The following is a 20523-nucleotide window of genomic DNA, read 5'->3' as shown; positions in this document are numbered from 1 at the left end:
TATCCTTAATAAAGTACGGTAAATGTAAAATTTTGAATATTAATTCAAAAAAATGGAGGCTTGAATTTGAAACATATTTCTATCCTAATTCCTGCGTATAACGAGGAAGATGTAATTGAGAAGCTATATGAACGTCTACGGATGGTAATCGATCAATTGCCATTCTACACGTTTGAGATCCTGTTTGTAAATGATGGAAGTAAGGATAATACCTTTCATATCATTACTGCTTTGCGGGAAATCGATCGTCGAATCAGTTATGTTAATTTATCCCGGAATTTTGGAAAAGAAATCGCAATGATAGCTGGTTTGGACTACGTCAATAGTGATGCTGTCATTATCATTGATGCCGATCTTCAAGACCCTCCGGAATTAATTCCCCGTATGATTCAATACTGGGAAGAAGGATACGATGACATCTACGCCAAGAGAAATAGCCGCTCAGGCGAAACGTGGATAAAGAAATGGACAGCCAAAACTTATTATAGGCTGCTTCAGGGTTTCACAAGGATACCCTTGCAAGAGAATACCGGAGATTTCCGACTGCTCGACAGGCGGTGTATTGATGCCTTGAAATCCCTTCGGGAAACACAGCGATATACTAAAGGGATGTTCAGTTGGATCGGATATCACAAAAAAGAGATTATGTTTGATCGTGATCCCAGAGCCGCAGGGGAGTCCAAATGGAATTATATCAAATTAGTTGATCTTGCTATTGAAGGATTTACTTCCTTCTCTACAACACCATTACGTGTCTCCTCTTTTTTTGGATGCATAGTCTCTATGGTGGCTTTTATATATATGGGTTGGGTTATCATCAAAACCATGTTATTCGGTGATCCAGTCGCAGGTTATGCTTCATTAATGACGATTATGCTATTTTTAGGTGGAATTCAGCTTTTGTCCCTAGGGATTATTGGGGAATACTTAGGCCGAGTTTTTAATGAAACCAAGAGACGGCCGCTTTATTTTGTGGAAAATTACAATGGGGACAAAGAAGGGAAGCTGGAGGAATTCAGGGAAGAACGGCTAACGATGGTGCGTTAGGAGTGGAATATGGATAAAAAAGTATTGGGAAGATACATAATTGTCGGCATAGTAACGACGGCTATAAATGTAGTTATCTACTGGCTGTTAACCAACCTGCTCCATATCCACTTTCTTACGGCTACAACGATATCCTGGGTGGTTTCCGTTTTGTTTTCATTTATTACCAGTAAGTCTTATGTGTTCAACAGCGGGGAGAAGGGAATCGGAAGCACTATGAAGCAGCTGAGTTTATTTATTCTGCTAAGGGCTTCCTCCTATCTCCTCGATGCTTCAAGCATGATCCTGTTTGTCGGAATGCTTCATGTTAGTGATACCCTGTCAAAGATTGCAGTTAATATCCTTGTCGTCATATTTAATTATGTTCTCAGTAAGAAAATCGTGTTCAAATCCAATGCAGCCTAATAAAACCAGCGAATAGGATGATCCACTTTGAAGTTCACTAAGTATAGCAGTCTTTACCTCTTGGCCTTACTGTTTGCGTACATGGCATCCATCAATTACCTAATCCCGCTGTTCGCAGATGACTTTAATTATTCATTTATGTGGGATAAGTCGAAACGAATTGAGAATTTGATGGATGTGATCCGGTCGCAATATATGCATTATTTTGAATGGGGAGGGAGAACTGTCGCGCATACCCTTGGGCAGATTCTTCTGATGTCTGACAAGTGGGTAATTGCGCTTAGCAATTCATTGATGTTTGTTCTTCTGATTACCCTCATATTTTGGCATTCCCAAGGCAAGAGACCGGGTGCTCATTCCGGAGTCCTTATGTTAATGGTTATTTTCTTTTGCTGGACTAGTCTTCCTTCATTCGGAACAACAGCAGTATGGTTGATAGGTTCTGTCAATTATCTTTGGATGTCCGTCATTATCCTTCTCTTTTTGCTGCCGTATAGACTCCAGATGTTAGGAAAGAACAGCTTCAGAGATCATACAATAAGCCGAGCGGGTATGCTTTTATTAGGCGGTCTTGCAGGATGGACGAACGAGAATACAGCAATAACCGCACTGGTGTTGACCTTTATAATGCTAACTTATTTTTACAAGGTGCGTCGACTTTACATATGGATGTTAACCGGTTTTGGCGGTGCGATCATAGGATGCCTTTTTCTCTTGCTGGCTCCTGGAAATAGGGTTAGGGCCGAAGGGCTGCAAACCTCTGCTGACGCCTCTTTTTTTCTAACTCATATTAAAATGCCGCTTCTGACTACATTTCATATTATGATGTACCAACTGCCTATGTGGATCCTGCTGGCTATAATTGTATCGTTTGTATTACATCAATTGGTCAGTAAACGATATGCATTTGCTGAAATGAAGCGAGATATCGGGATAGAGCTAATGTATTCTCTTCTAATGATTTGCCTTAGTGTGTTTAATAATTTAATCATGTTTGCTTCTCCCATGTTCCCGTTGCGGGCGGGGTTTGGTTCCACCGTATTTCTAATCATAGGCGTGATGAGTTTCTTGAAGTTGGATAGGATTGGAAATTACTTTTCGACCCAATTGAAAGTGATCAGTATACCGGTGAGTCTTATATTAGTAATCTCTATGGGTCTTGTGATGACACAGTATATGAAGCTGTGGAACGAAGACCATGACCGATTGCAAATTGTGGCGGACAATAAAAGAGCGGATGTGCAAAATGTTGTAGTTGAGCCCTATAGTATTAAAGCCTCCAGCCCTTATCAAGACTACTTTGGGCATGTATTTGTAGCGGATATAGGGAAAGAGACTGGAGTTTGGCCAAATACGATTTATGCGAAATATTTAGAGTTGGATTCAATTAAAATCAAGTAAGCAGAAAAAAAGGAAAGAGCCGCGCCTAGGCACCAACTCTTTCCTTTTTTTTATTTGTTTAAGATGTTCAAGCTTTGAAGGTCATTTGCTTTTAGGGACAAGATCGCTTTATTTAGCGTATTGTTCTGAATCAGGTAGGGAGGTGCTCCCGTTCCGGCGTAAATGGTAGAAATGCCTATGGCGGCTATATTAGAGGTTATCGTGTTGTTATTGATCGTTACATTTAGCACATCATAAGGATCATTTCGTTTCCAGTAATCATTGATTTTGATCAGTTCAAGGTTGGTTCGAACCATTTTCATGGCTTGGATCGTGTTATTCTCAAAGACTACCTTTTTAGCTGTCTGAATGGAGATTGCGATAGCATCCCCCAGCACATTAAAGGTGGAGTTGCGGACTGTCAGATCCAACGCGGCGTTCTCGCCGTAAAGAGCCGTATTTCCGGTAGTATTTGAGGTGAAAGTGCAGTTGTTGAAAATATATTTTCCGGCGCCAAGCTTGGGCGATCCCATTTTGTAACCCTCAGCTGCTTGAAAAACACTGTTGTTATAGGTACCTGCCGGCAGGGATATTCCATTATTGGAGTTGTACCCGATCATCTGAAGATTGTCGAATATGCTGCCTTCTGCTACACCCCCGGATAGTGTGCCAATACTGCCTGCACCTGTGACCGTTACATTGGTGAGATGGATAGGCTGATTCCAGATTCGAAGTCCTGCATCGATACTCTTGGTAATATTAATATTTACATTGGAGAGAGTAACTCCAAACGGCGTTTTAGAAGTTACGGATAATGTGCCGTTGGTGATATCTAATCCGTCAACGATAATATTAGGTCCCTCAAAGAAAGTGTTGGAATCATTCATACGGTTGTTCAAAAGTGTCGTATCATGATAAGCCAATATGCGTGTGCCGTCAAAATGGTTTCCCTTTACCAGCGCACTTTGGAAGGGTGGAGAAACCGCTAAGCCTATAACTCCTTTTGACGCAAAATGATTTCCTTCTACAGTTGCATGGTGACCATCATAGAGAATCAAATCGTAAGAAGCATTGTTGAAGAACTCATTATTCTGAATAGTAGTGTTCATAACGAGATCGCCGTTCTCACCATAACCGCCTTCAAGGTCGATTCCGGATTGAGGAGCAATGCCTTTAATATCATGCAGAATGTTGTTTTTAATTACGATGTTATTCGAACCGATAAGGCTAATTCCTTGACGGCGGTTAAAGGCGGATTCGGAATTCATTATCACGGAATCTCTTGTCAACGCCCGGTTCCAGTACTCTACATAAGCGCCGGTATGTGTAGATTTAGCGAATACGAGATGAAACTGTGTAACCCCTTGAGGAATATCTATAATGTCCCGCATATTCTTATCTGCTAATTTCGAATGAAAAGTGCCGTTTGATGTATAGAAGTAAATATCAAACTTGCCCGGCAGATTTAACGGATTCATCAGTTCGAAGTAAGGCTCTTTTTGGAAAATTGGATTTGTCAGCTGCTGCATTACTTTTGTTCTTGTTTTAGAGGCATCGGAAATGGTTTGACCACTGTCATTAACGGAACCTGAGACAAAGCTCTGCTCATAGATATCAACGAGTGTACCGTGTCCTGCCAATATAATGCCGTCACCCGTGAACTGGGTGGTCTTCACGCCATCGATGACCAGATTCTTGACACCTCTTGCGATTATACCGTACCCAAATTCATGAGTGCCTGCTGAACCAACATGATCTTTCTTGGAATAATCATGTGTCAATCGGTCACCGATGTAGGTTCCGCCTCTTAGTGTCACATTATCGTCTCCATAATCAAGAGCAACGATCTGATAAGATTCTTTGTCATTGGTTTCTTTTTGTAAAATAACTTCCTTAGGAAGGTCAAACAGCATATTAGGAACCATATTAATTTGACTGGCTTTGTCTATCAGGTAAGTTCCAGGTGTTAATGTAGTTGCGGTAATGCCTTGTTGATAAGCCCAAATTAGGGCATTATTAATCCCTTTAGTTGTTTCTATCGGATGAGTGCCGTCATTGTAAATCCCCCAGCGTGACCGTTCGATTAAATGGTGGCTTGGTGTAAAAGTAGCGATTTCACTGCGTTTGGATATATTTCCATTTGTATCTACAGCCTCTAGAGTAAGATTATACATTTTACCAAATTCCAGATTACCTAACTCATAGGAAACCTGGTTAATGACTTCAGTGTTTAACATAGTGTCATTAACATAGATGTTGTATCCGGCCAGATCCAACTCCGTATTGGCTGCCCAGGAGAAAGTTATACTGCTAGGCCCACCCACAGCCGAAACATTGGCAGGCACGGCAGGTGGTGTGATATCTTTTGTGCGGATTGAAACGCTGATTCCTTTTGACGTATTGTTGCTGCTATCCACAGTCTTGAGCACGTACTCGTATTCTGTCTCGCTCACCAGATTCTTTACTGTAAAAGAACCCTGGGTGGAGGAACCGATCAAAACATCGTGTTGATAAAGATCCGTGCGCACGAAGTCTGGATCCAAAGGATTATTCCATGTCATGGAAATAGATGTGCCATTGTCGGTAGAGGCAAAGCCACTGACTTCTTCGGGAGCAAGAATATCGGGAAGCCCAGGGACGACATTAATAGTTGCAGATGGCTCGGACTCTTTGCTAAGTGTATTTAAAGTGGTCACGAATACGTTGTAGGTTACGCCGTTTTTCAATCCCTTAACTACATAAGTGGCCTCAGTTACAGAGGTCGTATTGTATTGGAGTCCGTCAAGATACACATTGTAGCCTGAAAGATTACTCTCCAAATTGCTCTTCCACTGCAGTTGTATAGCGCCATCATCAGGGACAGCAACCAGTTCTTCCGGTGAGGAAGGAGGTTCAGAAGTTGCTGTTGTAAAGCTCATGGTTTTGCCTGCCGATTCAAGGTTGTTTTTATCAACGGTTTTAAAGGTAAAGCTGTATGAAGTTGAAGGTGAGAGTCCGCTCTCCTCATGGGAAGTTCCGGGCGTTGAAGCGACCTTCGAGCCTTCTTTGTAGATATTGACTTTCTTAAAAGAGCCATCATTTGGATTGACCCAAGTAAGGGATAGGCTTGTCTCCTTAATGCTTGCTTGGAGGCCAGAAATCTCCGCATGAACTGGAGCAATACTAGGACTAGCTATTGGTGTTTGTACGGGTTTGGAACCCATAGTCGGAATGGGTGCAGGCTGCGGCAATGGGATCGACACTCCCCCTGATCCAGCCCCTGCAGTCCCAAGTCCAGTTGTATCTGGAGAAGGCGATGGTGTTGGTGAGGGTGAAGGTAGTGGCAAGGAGATATTCTTTACCTTATCGTCAGATTTAGGCTTTTGTACCATGAGGTACTTCTCTTCAGCAGGCTCTAAGCGGAATTCTTTATAGAGCGTTCTGGCTAGCAAAGCTGCAAATTCAGAGCGGCTAACCATTTTTGCTGGCTGAAAGTTGCCATTAGAGTCACCGACAGCCACACCATTGCTAATTAATTTAGAAATAGAGGAAGCGGCCCAGTGATCGCCCGCTATATCATTGGGTTGGATGGTAGTTGAGGAGGGGGTATTGAGTTCAAAAGCTCGGGCGATTAGAACAGCACTATCTGCCCTTGTCAGCGTTGCCACAGGCCGAAACGACCCGTCTGCATATCCTGTTATGAGGGCATGTTTTTCTGCAGCCTCAATGTAGGGGAAAGCCCAATAGGAAGTTGGAACATCAGAATGGGAAGGTTTTAAGCTTACTTCCTGACTAAGGTCAATATTGCTAGTCTCTACGATAATCTTGACAGCCTCAGCCCTTGTTATTGGCAAGTCGGGACGGAAAGTTCCATCACTATACCCACCAATCACGTTTTGTTCCTGCAGTCGTTCAATTTCTCTTTGAGCCCAGTGTTTTGACGATATATCAGAAAAGTGGGTGATACCGGCGGCATGTGTTACGGGTGTAATAGGTATCAGGAGGGTGGTGAACAGCAGAACAATAATCAATAGTAAATTTCTCATTATTGTTTTCCCTTCTATTAAAAACCAAATTTTTCAATTGCCTTACCACCTATTTATCGGAAAATAAAAGTAGTATTTTTAGGAAGAAACCAAGGATTATTTGGAAAAAAGGGATGACTAAAGTTCTATCTTTTCAATAGGTATTTATGGGTATTTAGTAATGTGATGAGCAGCTCGCCAGCGGTTTAACTTTTTTTTGGATGGAAAGCATGGTAGTCTAGATTAGTGCCATTCGTTTTAAAGAACAAAAATGTTCCTGATAGAAACTCAAAATGGGGTGATATAGGTGAGCAATATATTTGGGAGATTATCAATAATTATGATTTTGTTACTTATTTGTGTTCCGGGAGATGCTTTCAGTGAGGACAATGCCGATACAGCAACTGCGCAAATCATTGATCTCGCCAAATGGGGAATTTATAAGGATGGGACTCATCCGATTGAAACAACAAAAGGGATCAACGCGGCGCTGGCCTCGGCCAACAAGAGTGGAATTAAGGCAACTACGCTTCCACCGGGAACCTATCTGATCGATAAGGACAGCCGAATTAACATGGTTAGCGATATGAAGTTTGCTTTGACGTCTGATGTGGTGCTACAGAAGGAAACTAACGGTAGAGAAAAGTATGAATTAATGTACATTGGCTACGGTGTTAAAAATGTAACGCTAAGTGGAGGTGTATATGTAGGAGATAGAAAGACCCATGATTATTCCAAAAAAGATAGTACTTCCAGCTCAGGTACTCATGAAGGTGGATATGGAATCAGTACAGAGGGTGCTTCAAATATCGTCATAGAGAATGTGAAAGCCATCGATTTTACCGGTGATGGTCTGATCCTCGGCGGTTACGGAACTATGATTACCGACCTCTACGAAGGTAGTTTTGTCTCAGGGGGGATGAATAGTCTAGGTATTCCGGTTAAAAATGCAGCGAAAATTCGCACCAAAACAGCTTTAACTTTTAAAAATCCAATCTTTAAAACGGAAAAGCTCTTCGAGCTCTCCAATTTTATGAAGGTGCCTAGAGGATTTGAGGTGTATTTCTACAGGTTAGATGGCTCATTTCTCAAAAAAGTATATGCACAAGCACGAAATCAGGTGGAAATTCCTGCGGGTGCTGATCATTTCCATCTAGTATTTAGCCAAACTTCACTCAAGGGCGTCTATCTGGAAGCCTGGAGTCGTGTAGCTACACGAAACGTTATCGTTAAGAACTCGGAGTTTGCTTTTAATCGGCGTCAGGGAATTACGGTCGGTGGGGCTGATAAAGTCCTCATCAGAGATAGTGTATTTCATGATATGAAAGGAACCGCACCCCAGTCCGGCATTGACGTGGAAGGCGGGTTCCAGGTTAACGGATACTTTAATAGCAACATTACTATCAGAAACAATGAGTTTTATAATAACGCGGCCTATGATGTCATTCTCTATGACGGCGAGGACGCGGTGGTAGAGGGGAACCATCTTGGTTCGAAAGACCGAATTGGCATTGCTGTCTCCGATCCTTTTAAAAATGCACGGGTAGCGAATAATCACTTTGATGGCTCCCGGATCATAGCAGAGAATGATGCTTTGTTTGTGGGCAATAGAATGAATGATTCCAGCGCCACCTTTCAAGGGCCTAATATAGTTGTGGATGGATTGGAATTAACAGACTCCAGGTTGATGATCACCGCCAAAGAATCCTTTGGCTTAGAAATTTCGAATGTAACGCTTATTAACAATAAGAAGGCCGATACCGGTCTTGTTCTTTGGGGCAAGCCGATTCGACTCCATAATCTGACGATCTCGGGTGAAGGCACGCTGCGTTCCTTGACGGGTGGAGGCGCGGGTGGATCTATATTTGAGAATCTGCGGGTGCTTGGTTATAACTCCACCTATGGGCTTACTCTTCCCCCAGGCACTTATAATAACTGCGTGTTTGAGGCAGCAGAGGGTAGCGGTATGGGCAGCCTTACGGCATCAATGCCGGGAAGTTATATCTTCAGCGGTTGCAGCTTCAAATCCAATACGGCAGGTGCGGGAGGGCTGTATGGTGAGCAAACGAATCTGGATTTTACCGTCAAAGGTTCTACATTTGAAATGCAGAGGAACTCAACGGCAATTAATGTTCAGGCAGCCCAGAGTGCAGTAATAGAAAATAATATAATCAGTGCTCTCACCCAAACTGCAAACAGTATTGAACTCATTAAGATCAACAGCTATTGGACTAAAGAAGCTCCATCTGATATACTCAGCGCCACGATCCGAGGCAATACAATCACGAGCAATATGCAGGCGTTTGGTATTTCCACGCAATATGCGGGCAAGAACGCACCTCCGTATGTTATTGAGAACAATACACTCACCAAAGCCAAAATCGTTTCCAAGCCGAATGACCAGTTAAGTAATAACACATTACTGCCTTAACCATAGATATAATAAGAACTTTATGAGCGAAAGGAAGGCAATTATACAGATAATTATCCACAGGGATGGGCGAACTCGCTCATCTCTTTTCTTCATGTGAACGAACCATATAACGAACAAAAGTATAAAGAATGGATCAATCAGAGGTTGACATGTTCTATATAAAGAACTAAAATTGACGAATAATGTTCTTTATTGAAGTCATTCTTTGAAGTGGGTGAGAGCGTGGAAGAAGAACTTATTATGAACGAACGGGCCAAGACATTCAAAAGTCCAGTCAAAGAAATTAATCTGAAGGAACTTTTTTCAGTGATTACAAGAAGGTTATGGATTGTGTTGCTCTCAACTGCTTTGCTAGGGTTTTTGGGCGGTCTTTATAGTTCAATTCCTGAGACTCCGATGTATGCTTCTTCTGCCAGACTTATGCTTGCATCAGGCAGTCCTGAGATGCTGTCCACCTTGCGGGCGTTATTGCGGGAACCTGTTGTGATGGAGAAGGCGATTAAGGATCTTAATCTTAAGATGTCCGTTGGAGCCCTTCGAGAGAATGTGAGCGTAGGTAGTGTGGACAATTCTATTATTACAATCGTTACAGTATTCGATGCCAACCCCAAGCTTACTGCGGGTATGGCTAATGCGGTAGTGAAGGCTTTTACGGATGAGGCAAAGAAGAAGCTGCAATTTTACGGAGCCAGTGTTTTGTCCGATGCAGTAACATCGCCCGATCCAGTACCGATTAATCCCCCTAGCAATCGCGCTTTGTATCTGGGGATCATTATGGGTTTGGTCATTGGGGTGGGGATTACATTTCTGTTGGATTCTCTAGACGATACTCTAAGATCCGAGGATGACCTTGAAAAGTACTTGGGTATTAAGCCGTTAGGCTCAGTTTCAAAGATCAGCAAGAAAGATCATTTCGGAAAAGTGAAGCGGAAGAATGAATACATACGGGGTGAGACTATTGGCTCATAGGGAGAGAAAACCGGAAGAAGGTAGCATTAACGCATGCTTGATCGCTCACAACAACACTCAATCCGCAATAACTGATCAGTACCGTGCTATTAGGAATAATATCCGTTTTTCTTCAAGCAGCGAAGAGTTGTCCTCCTTAGTCGTTACTTCTTCCTCCGAGGGGGAAGGTAAATCTACGGTAGCTGTGAATTTGGCTATTAGCTTTGCGCAGCATGGGTCACGGGTGTTGCTGGTTGATGCCAATATTCGAAATCCAAATTTAAATCATGTATTCAATCTCAAACTGTGGCCCGGTCTAACGGATGGTCTGGCGAACCATATTGATATTCTGGAGACGATACACCAGAGCAACATCGAGAATTTGTCAGTGATTCCTGGCGGCTCTTCAATCCCCAATGCAGCTGATTTGCTTGATTCATGGGCCATGAAGACCTTTCTGGAGCTTGCAAGGAACCGTTATGACATTATTATTTTCGATGGTTCCTCGGTATTGGAGTCACCGGAAACTATCGCGCTTGCCCGTAGATGCAGCGGAGCTATTTTAGTCGTAAAGAGCGGAACGACACAACAGAAGAATGCGCTGGAAGCAAAGAGATTGCTGGAGTTCGCGAATGTCAAATTAGTGGGCGCAGTCCTAAATAGAAAGAAGAAGTAGCATTTTAGTATAGAAGGGGTGAGCGAACATTGATTTATAAAAATCGGTTGTCAGTATTGTTGTTAATGGACTCGCTTATTGTACTGTCGGCTATATTTATCAGCTGTTTTTTGGTAAACGCCTCTTTTAATGTCTTTACACAACCGGTAGTGGTTAGTTCCATCACTTTGCTATTGAGCTATCATGTGTTTGCTTTGGTATACCACCTGTATAAGAAGGCGTGGGAATACGCCAGCATCGGGGAAATGATCCTAATTGCAAAAGTAGTATCTTTCTCGATTATCTCAGCGGCTACGGTTCAATTGGTCATTTCTCAACAGATTCAATACAGGCTGCTGGCTGTGACTTGGATGCTGCATATCTTTCTTATCGGGGGTTCAAGATTCTGCTGGCGTGCCATAAGAGGTCGTATTATCAAGCAGGAACAACCGTTATTACAGACCAAACGCACCTTGATTGTTGGAGCAGGCTCAGCAGGTACGATGGTTGCCAGACAATTACTATCCGGCTTCAATAAAGAACTTAAACCTGTTGCCTTTGTAGACGATAACGTCAAAAAACATGGTTTAGATATCATGGGCATCCCCGTTGTTGGAAGTACGAAATCCATTGAAGACATAGCAGAGCAGTATCAAATCGAAAATATTGTTATTGCCATTCCCTCGCTCAATAAAAGTCAGCTCAAGGCGATCTACGCGGAGTGCGCGAAGTCGACAGCCAAAACGCAAACGATTCCTATGCTTGAGGATCTCGCCAGCGGCAAGGTTTCCGTAAGTCAATTCCGTGATGTACAGGTGGAGGATTTACTCGGGCGGGAACTGGTACGGCTAGATCTTGAGAGCATATCCGGTTATGTAACCGACAAGGTTGTTTTAGTTACAGGGGCTGGCGGTTCGATCGGGTCGGAGGTATGCAGACAAATCACTAAATTCAGCCCGAAAAAGCTCGTTCTACTCGGGCATGGCGAGAATAGTATTTATTCCATCGAAATTGAACTAAAGGCCATGTTCAGGGATCAAGGGGTTCAATTCTATACGGAGATAGCGGATCTTCAGGATGAGAGCAAAATTATCAGTGTGATGAACTTTCATCGTCCGGATGTTGTGTATCATGCTGCCGCCCATAAGCATGTACCCTTAATGCAGCGGAATCCGGAAGAGGCGGTTAAGAACAATATCATCGGCACGATGAATGCGGCTAGAGCGGCAAGCTTGTCGGGGGTTGGAACCTTTGTAATGATCTCTACCGATAAGGCTGTCAATCCGACCAGTGTCATGGGCTCCACCAAGCGGATAGCGGAGATGATTATTCAGCATATGGACCGCTTCAGCCAGACGAAATTTGTGGCCGTTCGTTTCGGCAATGTTCTTGGAAGCCGGGGTAGCGTAATCCCATTATTCCGCAAGCAGATTGAGAATGGTGGACCGGTTACGGTCACCCATCCAGATATGGTTCGTTATTTCATGACGATACCGGAGGCTTCCAGATTGGTTATCCAAGCAGGGGCACTCGCGCGAGGCGGAGAGGTATTCGTGCTCGACATGGGTGAACCCGTGAAGATTGTGGATCTGGCGAAGAATCTCATCCGAATGTCTGGGTATTCCCTTGAAGAGATAGGGATTGAATTCACCGGTATGAGACCGGGAGAAAAGATGTATGAAGAACTTCTTAAGGATACGGAAGTGCATGACGTCCAGGTATATCCCAAGATTTATATCGGAAAGTCAACCGAAATGAGTTTTGACGGAGTCGATCACCTGTTGCAGGTCTACGATACGCTTACCATTGAAGATCTTAGACAGATGCTGCTCGATATCGCTAATAACCGGTTTGAGATGGCGGCCCCAATTATGAAGGCTACAGTAGGGTGGAAATAACAGGGGGGAGGCGGCGAATTGTCCAATAAAGTATTGTTTTGTGCAACCGTCGACTTTCATTTCAGCTCATTTCATTTACCTGTGCTGGAATGGTTCAAGCAGCAGAATTGGGAAGTTCATGTTGCCGCACAGGGCGAGATGGAGCTTCCTTTTGTAGACAAGAAATTTAATATCCCGATTGAGCGGTCTCCCTTCAGCCGTAATAACATTGAGGCTTACCGCCAGTTAAAAGAAATTATCGAACAAAATGAGTACCAAATTATCCATTCTCACACGCCCATGGGTGGTGTTCTGGCCCGGTTGGCTGCCAGAGGATCGAGAAAAAAAGGGACAAAGGTCATTTATACTGCGCATGGATTTCATTTCTGCAAAGGATCTTCTCTTCTGAACTGGGCGTTGTATTACCCGATTGAGAAGAATCTCTCCCGCCTCACAGACTGCTTGATCACCATAAACAATGAGGATTATAACCTGGCGGTTAATCACGGGTTTAAAGCGAAGCAGATTGAGCATGTGCACGGAGTAGGAATCAACACCGAACGCTATAGACCTTTAGCGCTGGCTGAGAGAGTTTTTCTGAGGCAGCAGTTGTCTTATGATTCAGATGATTTTCTTATGTTCTACGCGGCTGAGTTCAATCACAACAAAAACCATCAGTTGCTGATCCGATCACTCGCAAGGATTAAGGATCAGGTCCCTCAGGCGAAGCTTCTTTTCGCGGGCAGGGGAAACCTTCAGAAGGAATGCAGAGAACTGGCCATACAGCTAGGTGTGGGGGAAAGGGTTGAGTTTCTAGGTTATCGTAAGGATATCGATAAGTTGCTGCCTTTATGTGATATTGCTGTATCAGGAAGCTTGAGAGAAGGTCTTCCCGTTAACATCATGGAAGCGATGGCCTGCGGACTGCCGGTGATTGCCACACGAAACAGGGGACATCTGGAATTGGTGAAGGTTCATGAGAATGGATTCCTATGTGATCCCGAGCAGGTGAATGAGATGTCTATCCATATGCTGACTCTTGCACAGTCTGATGTGGTTAGGCAGCGAATGGGCAAGCGAAGCTTGGAATACATTAGGAAGTACGATTTGAGACAGGTAAGAGAACAGCTAAGCCAAATTTATACCCCGCATATGGAGCATCCCGTGCGGTATCCCAATATTACTTCTATATGAGGTGAACATGAGAACTTTAACTGTATTTACACCCACCTATAATCGCGCCTACTGCTTACATGTACTGTATGAGAGTCTTGCGCGACAATCCAATGCGGATTTTGAGTGGCTGATCATCGATGACGGTTCCACAGACAACACCTCGGAAATCGTGGAGCGGTGGATGCAGGAGAACTTGGTATCTATTCGCTATTATCGGCAGCAGAATCAGGGAATGCACGGCGCGCATAACTCTGCCTACGAGCATATTAAGACCGAACTGAATGTATGTATCGATTCGGACGATTATATGCCGGATGATGCCGTTGAGAAAATAATATCGTTCTGGAGGCAGCACGGGAGTGATAAGGTAAGCGGATTTATTGGTCTGGATAGTTATTTCAACGGTGAAATTATCGGGACACGGCTACCTGAAGATGTGAAGACTGCCACATTGTTTGACCTTTACTACAAGTATGGCGTTACGGGAGACAAGAAGCTGGTATACCGTACGGCGCTAATGAAGGAATATCCGTACCCATTGTTCGAGGGTGAGAATTATGTAGGGTTGGCTTACAAGTATTACATGCTGGATATTCATTATGAGCTCTTGATTATGAATGAGGTTCTGTGCTGTGTAGAGTACCTTCCGGATGGATCTACTCGCAATATGCTCAAGCAATACCGGAGAAATCCGAAGGGTTTTGCCTTTTACCGGGTGGAGCTAATGAAGCTGCCTTTTGCGGGGGTGCCATTCAAGATTAGGCAATCCATACACTATGTATCCAGTTCATTGATCATGAGAAATAAAAGGATGCTTAGAGAAACACCGGAAAAGTTGCTTACCTTACTCACTTTGTTTCCAGGTTTTGCTCTATATCTATACATTATGTCCAAGACAAAGACTAGCAGCTGAAAGGGATGAGCGCATGACGATCATTTGGCTTACGCTCATGGTGGGTTTTTTCTTCTCATTTCTTGCCCGTTATTATGCTGTGCCCGATATGAATAGCCCTGTATTCATTAGACCCAGTAAGTCCCTAGCCTACGTCGTTGCTGCTGTAATCGTGATATGCTCGGGCCTGAGAAAAAATATAGGCGATACTTTCTTTTACATGCATGCTTATCTCGTTGACGACTTCTCGTGGATTGATATCCTTCAGAATAAGGATATCGGCTTCGGTGTTCTTCAAATGGTATTGAAAAGCTATACCAATGATCCGCAAATCCTTATTGTAGTTACAGCCCTCATAACCAATGTTCTGATTGTAATGGTGCTGTACAAATATGCAAGATTGTTTGATATGGCGGTTTACCTCTATATCACGTCGGGTGCATTTATCGTCTCGATGAACGGGATTAGACAGTACCTTACAGCAGCCATTATCTTTGCCGCTACCAAGTATATTCTAAATGGCAGCTGGAAGAAGTACATGCTTGTTGTTCTGTTTGCGGCATTGTTTCACCAAAGCGCCCTTATCCTGATTCCCATTTACTTTATCGTGCGTAGAAAGGCTTGGACAACGGCATCTTTTTTAATGCTGGGTTTGGCTGTGCTGATTGTTCTAGGCTTCAATCAGTTCTCGGATATTCTCTTCTCCGCTATTAAGGATACTCAATATGGTGAGTATCAAAGCTTTAGTGAAGGCGGTGCTAACGTCTTCCGGGTCGCATTTTATGCTCTGCCACTTGTTATTGCTTTTCTGGGAAGAGAGAAGCTGAGAGTGTTGTTTCCACACATTGATATTGTAGTGAATCTCTCGTTAATCGGGCTGCTCCTAATGATCATTTCTACACAAAACTGGATTTTTGCCAGATTGGCCATCTACTTTACGCTATATCAGATCATATTGACCTCATGGGTAGTTAAGGTGTTCCGCAAGAAAGATCAAAAGCTCGTGTTCTTAAGCTTTTTGATCATCTATCTAATCTTTTTCTTCTATGAGAATGTGATTACACTGGGACTTCAATACAGGAGCGACTATCTAAAGTGGTTTCTATAAAGGAGAAATTTAGATGGAGGATGTAGAGAGAATTCCAAGGATTATCCACTACTGCTGGTTTGGAAGAGGCGCCAAGCCGAAAATTCTGCAAAAGTGCATCATTAGCTGGAAAAAATATTTGCAAGGTTATGAATTCATGGAATGGAATGAAGATAACTTTGACATCAACGCCAATCCGTACGTTCGAGAGGCTTACGAGGCTAGAAAATTTGCTTTTGTCAGTGATTATGTACGGCTGCATGCTTTGTATGAACGGGGCGGTATTTATATGGATACTGATGTTGAGGTTATTCAGCCGCTGGACCCATTTTTGGTACATGACGCTTTTTCAGGTTTTGAGGATGAGAGCTTTCTCCAATCAGGAACGATGGGCGCAGTGAAGGGACATGGCTGGATTAGAGAATTGATGGAGTATTATAACTCCAGAAGCTTTAAGCGGTCTGACGGCTCTTACGATACTACTACCAATACTACCGTGATCAGCCAAATCTGCCGGGAACACGGCTTGCAACTGAATGGAAAGTACCAGGCACTTTCCAATGGCGTAATCTTTTACCCGCGCTGCTACTTTAGTCCCTACGATTATATTAATGGAGGGAACTATATTACGGAGGAAAGCTACACGATACATCATTTTGCCCAATCCTGGCTGCCTTTTCATATTCGGATGAGAAGTCAGCTCAAGAAAACGGTCAGCCGAGTGATCGGTCATGAGAATGTATCGAAAATAAGGAAGATTTTCTCTTAGGGAGCTACTGGATATGAAGCGAATATTTGATCTCATAGTTACCATTCCTGTATTTCTTGTGTTTCTGCCAGTGATCACCATCACGGCTCTTCTTGTTCGTATCAAGTTAGGTTCACCGGTCCTTTTTAAGCAAAGCCGTCCGGGTCTGCATGGGAAGTCCTTTTATGTGTATAAGTTCCGGACGATGACAAGTGAGTCGGACTCCACGGGCCAGTTGTTGTCTGATCATCTTCGCTTAACCACCTTTGGGAAGTTTTTGAGAAAATATAGTCTGGATGAGCTACCGCAACTGTGGAATGTGCTTAAAGGTGATATCAGTCTGGTGGGTCCAAGGCCGCTGTTAGTGGACTATCTGCCGCTGTATACACAGGAGCAGGCCAGAAGACATGAGGTTAAACCCGGGATTACCGGCTGGGCTCAGGTTAACGGCCGCAATACGATATCCTGGGAGGATAAGTTCAGACTGGATATATGGTATGTGGATCACTATAGCTTCCTGCTGGATCTCAAGATATTATGGCTTACGCTGCTTAAAGTGGTTAAGACTGAGGGGATTAACAGTGCGGATCATGCTACCATGCCGATGTTCTTAGGAGCTGTTAAAAATGAAGAGGGAAGTAGAGGGTGAGACCTATGACAACCAACAATCGGATCTTTCTGTCTCCGCCTCACATGAGCGGTAGAGAACAATACTATATTAATGAAGCATTCGAGACCAACTGGATCGCTCCGCTTGGACCCAATGTGGATGCTTTTGAACAAGAAATTGCCGACTATTCGGGTGTGAGGGGTGCCGCGGCATTGAGCTCTGGTACCGCAGCCCTTCATATTGCCCTGCAGCTGCTTGAAGTCGGTAAGGGAGACCGGGTGTTCTGCTCGACTTTAACTTTTGTAGCCAGTGCGAATCCGATCTGCTACTTGAATGCAGAGCCCGTCTTCATAGACTCTGAACCTGATACATGGAACATGTCTCCAAGCGCCCTGCAGCGTGCTCTGGAAGAGGCTGATCGTATAGGCAAGCTGCCAAAGGCTGTCATCGTAGTGCATTTATATGGGCAAAGTGCCAAGATGAAGGAAATCCTATCCCTCTGCAATCAGTACGATATTCCGCTTATTGAAGATGCTGCTGAATCGCTTGGTTCTACATACCAAGGACAGCCTAGCGGCTCGCTTGGAAAGTTCGGAATCTTTTCCTTTAATGGTAATAAGATTATTACAACCTCTGGTGGAGGTATGCTCATTTCGAATGATGAGGAAGCCTTGAGAAAAGCGCGTTTTCTGGCGACTCAGGCCAGGGATCCTGCTCCGCATTACCAGCACAGCATTATGGGCTACAATTACCGGTTAAGCAATCTTCTAGCCGGTGTAGGCAGAGCACAGCTGCAGGTGCTGGATGAGCGAGTGGAATCGAGAAGGGCTATATTTGATAGGTACCAGGTTTCACTCGGAGGCATAGATAGACTCCACTTCATGCCGGAGCTGGCAGGTACAAAGTCAAACCGCTGGCTGACTGCCCTTACTGTTGACGAGGAGGAAAATGGGATTAAGCTCCCGGAGCTGCTAAAGGCGTTGGCGGATCAAAATATAGAGGCACGTCCTGTATGGAAGCCTCTTCATATGCAGCCGTTATTCGCAGGTACCTTGTTCTATTCCCATAACGATGAAACTTGTGTATCCGAGCAGTTATTCCAAACTGGGCTATGCCTTCCTTCGGGCTCTAGCATGAGTCTGGGTGAACAGCAAAGAGTGATTACTTGTATTGAGGAATCTTTAATGACCGTGTCTCCCCAGTCCCGCTAATCTTCATTTTGCTCTATTGGCTATAGATAGCGTTCCCCTAGCTGACGGGCACGTACAATCCGGGCAGGAGTGCCGTAGGCGACACAGTAGCCCGATATATCGGTTAATACGGTGGATCCTGCCCCAATAACTGTATGTTCACCAATTACTGTAGAGTGGATGATATTGGCACCTATGGAGATCACACTGTAATCACCGATATGTACATTTCCGCCTGTAGCGGTATGGGGTGCGAACGTCACAAAGTTTCCTAACGTACTATCATGATCAACCGAGGCTTGGGAGTATAGAATGCAATGATCTCCGATGTTCGTATCGCTGCCGATTATAGCACCAGCCATAATCACACACCCCTGCCCTATGACAGTGCCTTTGGCGAGTGTGGCGGAGGGATGTACAGCAGAAATAAAATTAAATTCCGGATGTAGTGAAGTCATATGGTCAACCAGCTGCGATCGTCTCCAATTATCCCCGATAGCTATAATCCCGCCGTAAATCTGGCTCCCCAAGTTGAAAACCACCTGCTCATCACCAAGAACTTCATAACCGTAAATCATGGAGCCTGGTGCCTTATAGCTGTCCAGTATTCCGATGATCTCGTACAAACCTGCTTTCTCAATAACATCAATTACGGCTTTGGCATGGCCTCCTGCACCGAATACAATGATCTTTTCCAAAACTCCATCCGCCTCCCTTTCTATTCTCAAACTATATCATACTCATCTGATGAGCTAGAGTAATTTGTAACTTATTGTAACAATCAATTGACAACTTTCCAGATAGAGTGTTACGCTTTATTTGTGTTCGTTAAATAGAACAAAAGCTAATAATTTTGTTCGTTATCCGCTTAGAGTGAGGAGAAACCCCATGGGAAATGCTCTGGGTCTTAGCACGGGGACTTTATCAAAAGAAATGCGGCTATTGCTTGCCTTTCTTGCTGAAGACCATAATCCGAATGATCTACTGGTGTCTCAGCCGGAGCTGTTCCGTGAGACCGATTGGGAGATCTTTATAGAACTTGCCCTGCATCATAGAGTTTACCCTTATCTATACCGACGGCTTAAGCATATGGGTGATGCGTGGGTTCCAGCCTGGGTCGTTAGGAGAATGTTTAACTTATATACTAAAAACACCTTTCAGATGCTTCATTTAAGCGGTGAAATGGAACGAGTCGGCAAGCTGTTTACGGATAACGATATTGATTGTCTTTTCTTAAAGGGGCCGGTTATTGCCAAGGACCTTTACGGGGATATTTCGCTTAGAACCTCCTGCGATCTGGATTTAATTCTTCCTATTGAAGATTTGTCAAAGGCGGAAGAAATTCTGCTTCAGCAGGGTTATCTCAAAGATGATTACATACGTACCGTTTTGAATGATTGGAAATGGAGGCATCATCATATTGTTTTCTTCCATTCCGGGAAGGGGATCAAGCTTGAACTTCATTGGAGGCTTAACCCCGCTCCAGCTAAAGAACCATCATTCGCCGAATTGTGGAAGCATAGAAGAACAAGCAGTTTAACAAAGCACCCCATTTATTACTTGGGACGTGAAGACTTGTTCCTCTTTCTTGTATCCCATGGAGCGAGGCATGGTTGGTCGAGAATACGTTGGCTGCTGGATATAAAGCAGCTGCTTCTACAGCAGTTGGACGCTCCAACGCTTACCGCTCTTCTCCGTAAACATCATTATTATTACATTGGAGGACAGGCGCTGGCACTTACTTCCGGGTTGCTGTCTGTTTCCATAGATTCGCAGCTTCAGCCTATGGAAAGTGCGAACAAGTCCAGACAGTTAGCGAAAGAAGCGCTATTTTATCTGGAACGGATGGTTAATCTGCATTCACCTCCTATTCCACCTGAAGTAGAGAGTTATCATAAGCGGCATCAATTCGCATTACTGACAATCAGCCGTAAGTTCTTGTTTGTTCTGAGCTTTCTATTTCCGTACCCGGAGGATGCGGAGACGTTACCGTTACCGAGGAATCTACATTTTCTCTATTTTCCGTTGAGACCGGTCTTATGGGCCTGGAGGAAGACGATTGGAGGGTAA

16 protein-coding genes are annotated in these 20523 nt (G+C 43.9%); 14 read left to right on the top strand and 2 right to left on the bottom strand.

The window, feature by feature from the left end:
- Positions 1–66: 66 nt before the first annotated feature.
- Genes J2T20_RS12105 through J2T20_RS12095 form a run of 3 tightly spaced genes read left to right on the top strand, consistent with a single transcriptional unit; the run spans position 67 to position 2853 of the window.
- Complete coding sequence (locus tag J2T20_RS12105) at positions 67–1047, top strand: glycosyltransferase family 2 protein (protein WP_307588625.1); 981 nt, start codon at positions 67–69, stop codon at positions 1045–1047.
- 9 nt (positions 1048–1056) lie between these two features.
- Positions 1057–1452, top strand: coding sequence for a GtrA family protein (locus J2T20_RS12100; RefSeq protein ID WP_307588624.1), 396 nt, complete (start codon positions 1057–1059; stop codon positions 1450–1452).
- A 27-nt stretch (positions 1453–1479) separates the two neighbouring features.
- A complete protein-coding gene (locus tag J2T20_RS12095) occupies positions 1480–2853 on the top strand; it encodes a DUF3329 domain-containing protein (protein ID WP_307588622.1) in 1374 nt (457 codons plus the stop codon).
- A gap of 50 nt (positions 2854–2903) precedes the next feature.
- Here J2T20_RS12095 and J2T20_RS12090 read toward each other — a convergent pair whose 3' ends face one another.
- Positions 2904–6857 carry an S-layer homology domain-containing protein gene (locus J2T20_RS12090; protein ID WP_307588620.1) on the bottom strand — a complete coding sequence of 1318 codons (3954 nt, stop codon included), beginning with the start codon at positions 6855–6857 and terminating at the stop codon, positions 2904–2906.
- A gap of 319 nt (positions 6858–7176) precedes the next feature.
- Here J2T20_RS12090 and J2T20_RS12085 point away from each other — a divergent pair, with 319 nt between their 5' ends.
- The 10 genes from J2T20_RS12085 to J2T20_RS12040 all read left to right on the top strand — a co-directional run bounded on the left by J2T20_RS12085 (position 7177) and on the right by J2T20_RS12040 (position 18474).
- On the top strand, positions 7177–9267 hold the full coding sequence (locus tag J2T20_RS12085; RefSeq protein ID WP_307588618.1) for a right-handed parallel beta-helix repeat-containing protein: 2091 nt from the start codon (positions 7177–7179) through the stop codon (positions 9265–9267).
- Between the two features lie 225 nt (positions 9268–9492).
- A complete protein-coding gene (locus J2T20_RS12080; RefSeq protein WP_307588616.1) occupies positions 9493–10239 on the top strand; it encodes a YveK family protein in 747 nt (248 codons plus the stop codon).
- On the top strand, positions 10229–10894 hold the full coding sequence (locus J2T20_RS12075) for a CpsD/CapB family tyrosine-protein kinase (RefSeq protein WP_307588614.1): 666 nt from the start codon (positions 10229–10231) through the stop codon (positions 10892–10894). Before J2T20_RS12080 ends, J2T20_RS12075 begins: the two co-directional genes overlap by 11 nt.
- 29 nt (positions 10895–10923) lie before the next feature.
- Positions 10924–12771 (top strand): polysaccharide biosynthesis protein, encoded by a 1848-nt coding sequence (locus tag J2T20_RS12070; RefSeq protein WP_307588613.1) that lies wholly within the window; start codon positions 10924–10926, stop codon positions 12769–12771.
- Positions 12772–12789: 18 nt separating this feature from the next.
- The gene (locus J2T20_RS12065; protein ID WP_307588610.1) at positions 12790–13944 is read left to right on the top strand and encodes a glycosyltransferase family 4 protein; all 1155 of its coding nucleotides are present in this window, start codon (positions 12790–12792) and stop codon (positions 13942–13944) included.
- A 7-nt stretch (positions 13945–13951) separates the two neighbouring features.
- Positions 13952–14839: a glycosyltransferase family 2 protein gene (locus J2T20_RS12060; protein WP_307588608.1), complete on the top strand. Its 888-nt coding sequence runs from the start codon at positions 13952–13954 to the stop codon at positions 14837–14839.
- Positions 14840–14852: 13 nt separating this feature from the next.
- Positions 14853–15926: an EpsG family protein gene (locus tag J2T20_RS12055; protein ID WP_307588606.1), complete on the top strand. Its 1074-nt coding sequence runs from the start codon at positions 14853–14855 to the stop codon at positions 15924–15926.
- 13 nt (positions 15927–15939) lie between these two features.
- On the top strand, positions 15940–16674 hold the full coding sequence (locus J2T20_RS12050; protein ID WP_307588604.1) for a glycosyltransferase family 32 protein: 735 nt from the start codon (positions 15940–15942) through the stop codon (positions 16672–16674).
- A gap of 13 nt (positions 16675–16687) precedes the next feature.
- The gene (locus tag J2T20_RS12045) at positions 16688–17302 is read left to right on the top strand and encodes a sugar transferase (RefSeq protein WP_307588602.1); all 615 of its coding nucleotides are present in this window, start codon (positions 16688–16690) and stop codon (positions 17300–17302) included.
- Between the two features lie 5 nt (positions 17303–17307).
- Positions 17308–18474 (top strand): DegT/DnrJ/EryC1/StrS family aminotransferase, encoded by a 1167-nt coding sequence (locus J2T20_RS12040; RefSeq protein WP_307588600.1) that lies wholly within the window; start codon positions 17308–17310, stop codon positions 18472–18474.
- 20 nt (positions 18475–18494) lie between these two features.
- Here J2T20_RS12040 and J2T20_RS12035 read toward each other — a convergent pair whose 3' ends face one another.
- Entirely contained in the window at positions 18495–19151 is a 657-nt protein-coding gene (locus J2T20_RS12035; RefSeq protein WP_307588598.1) for an acetyltransferase, read from the bottom strand.
- A gap of 190 nt (positions 19152–19341) precedes the next feature.
- Between J2T20_RS12035 and J2T20_RS12030 the strand changes: the two genes are divergently transcribed.
- Entirely contained in the window at positions 19342–20523 is a 1182-nt protein-coding gene (locus J2T20_RS12030; protein WP_307588595.1) for a nucleotidyltransferase domain-containing protein, read from the top strand.

Origin of the sequence: Paenibacillus wynnii, assembly GCF_030812855.1 — a bacterium.
GTDB lineage: Bacteria > Bacillota > Bacilli > Paenibacillales > Paenibacillaceae > Paenibacillus_AQ > Paenibacillus_AQ wynnii_A.
This window is presented reverse-complemented; position numbering and strand designations above follow the sequence as displayed.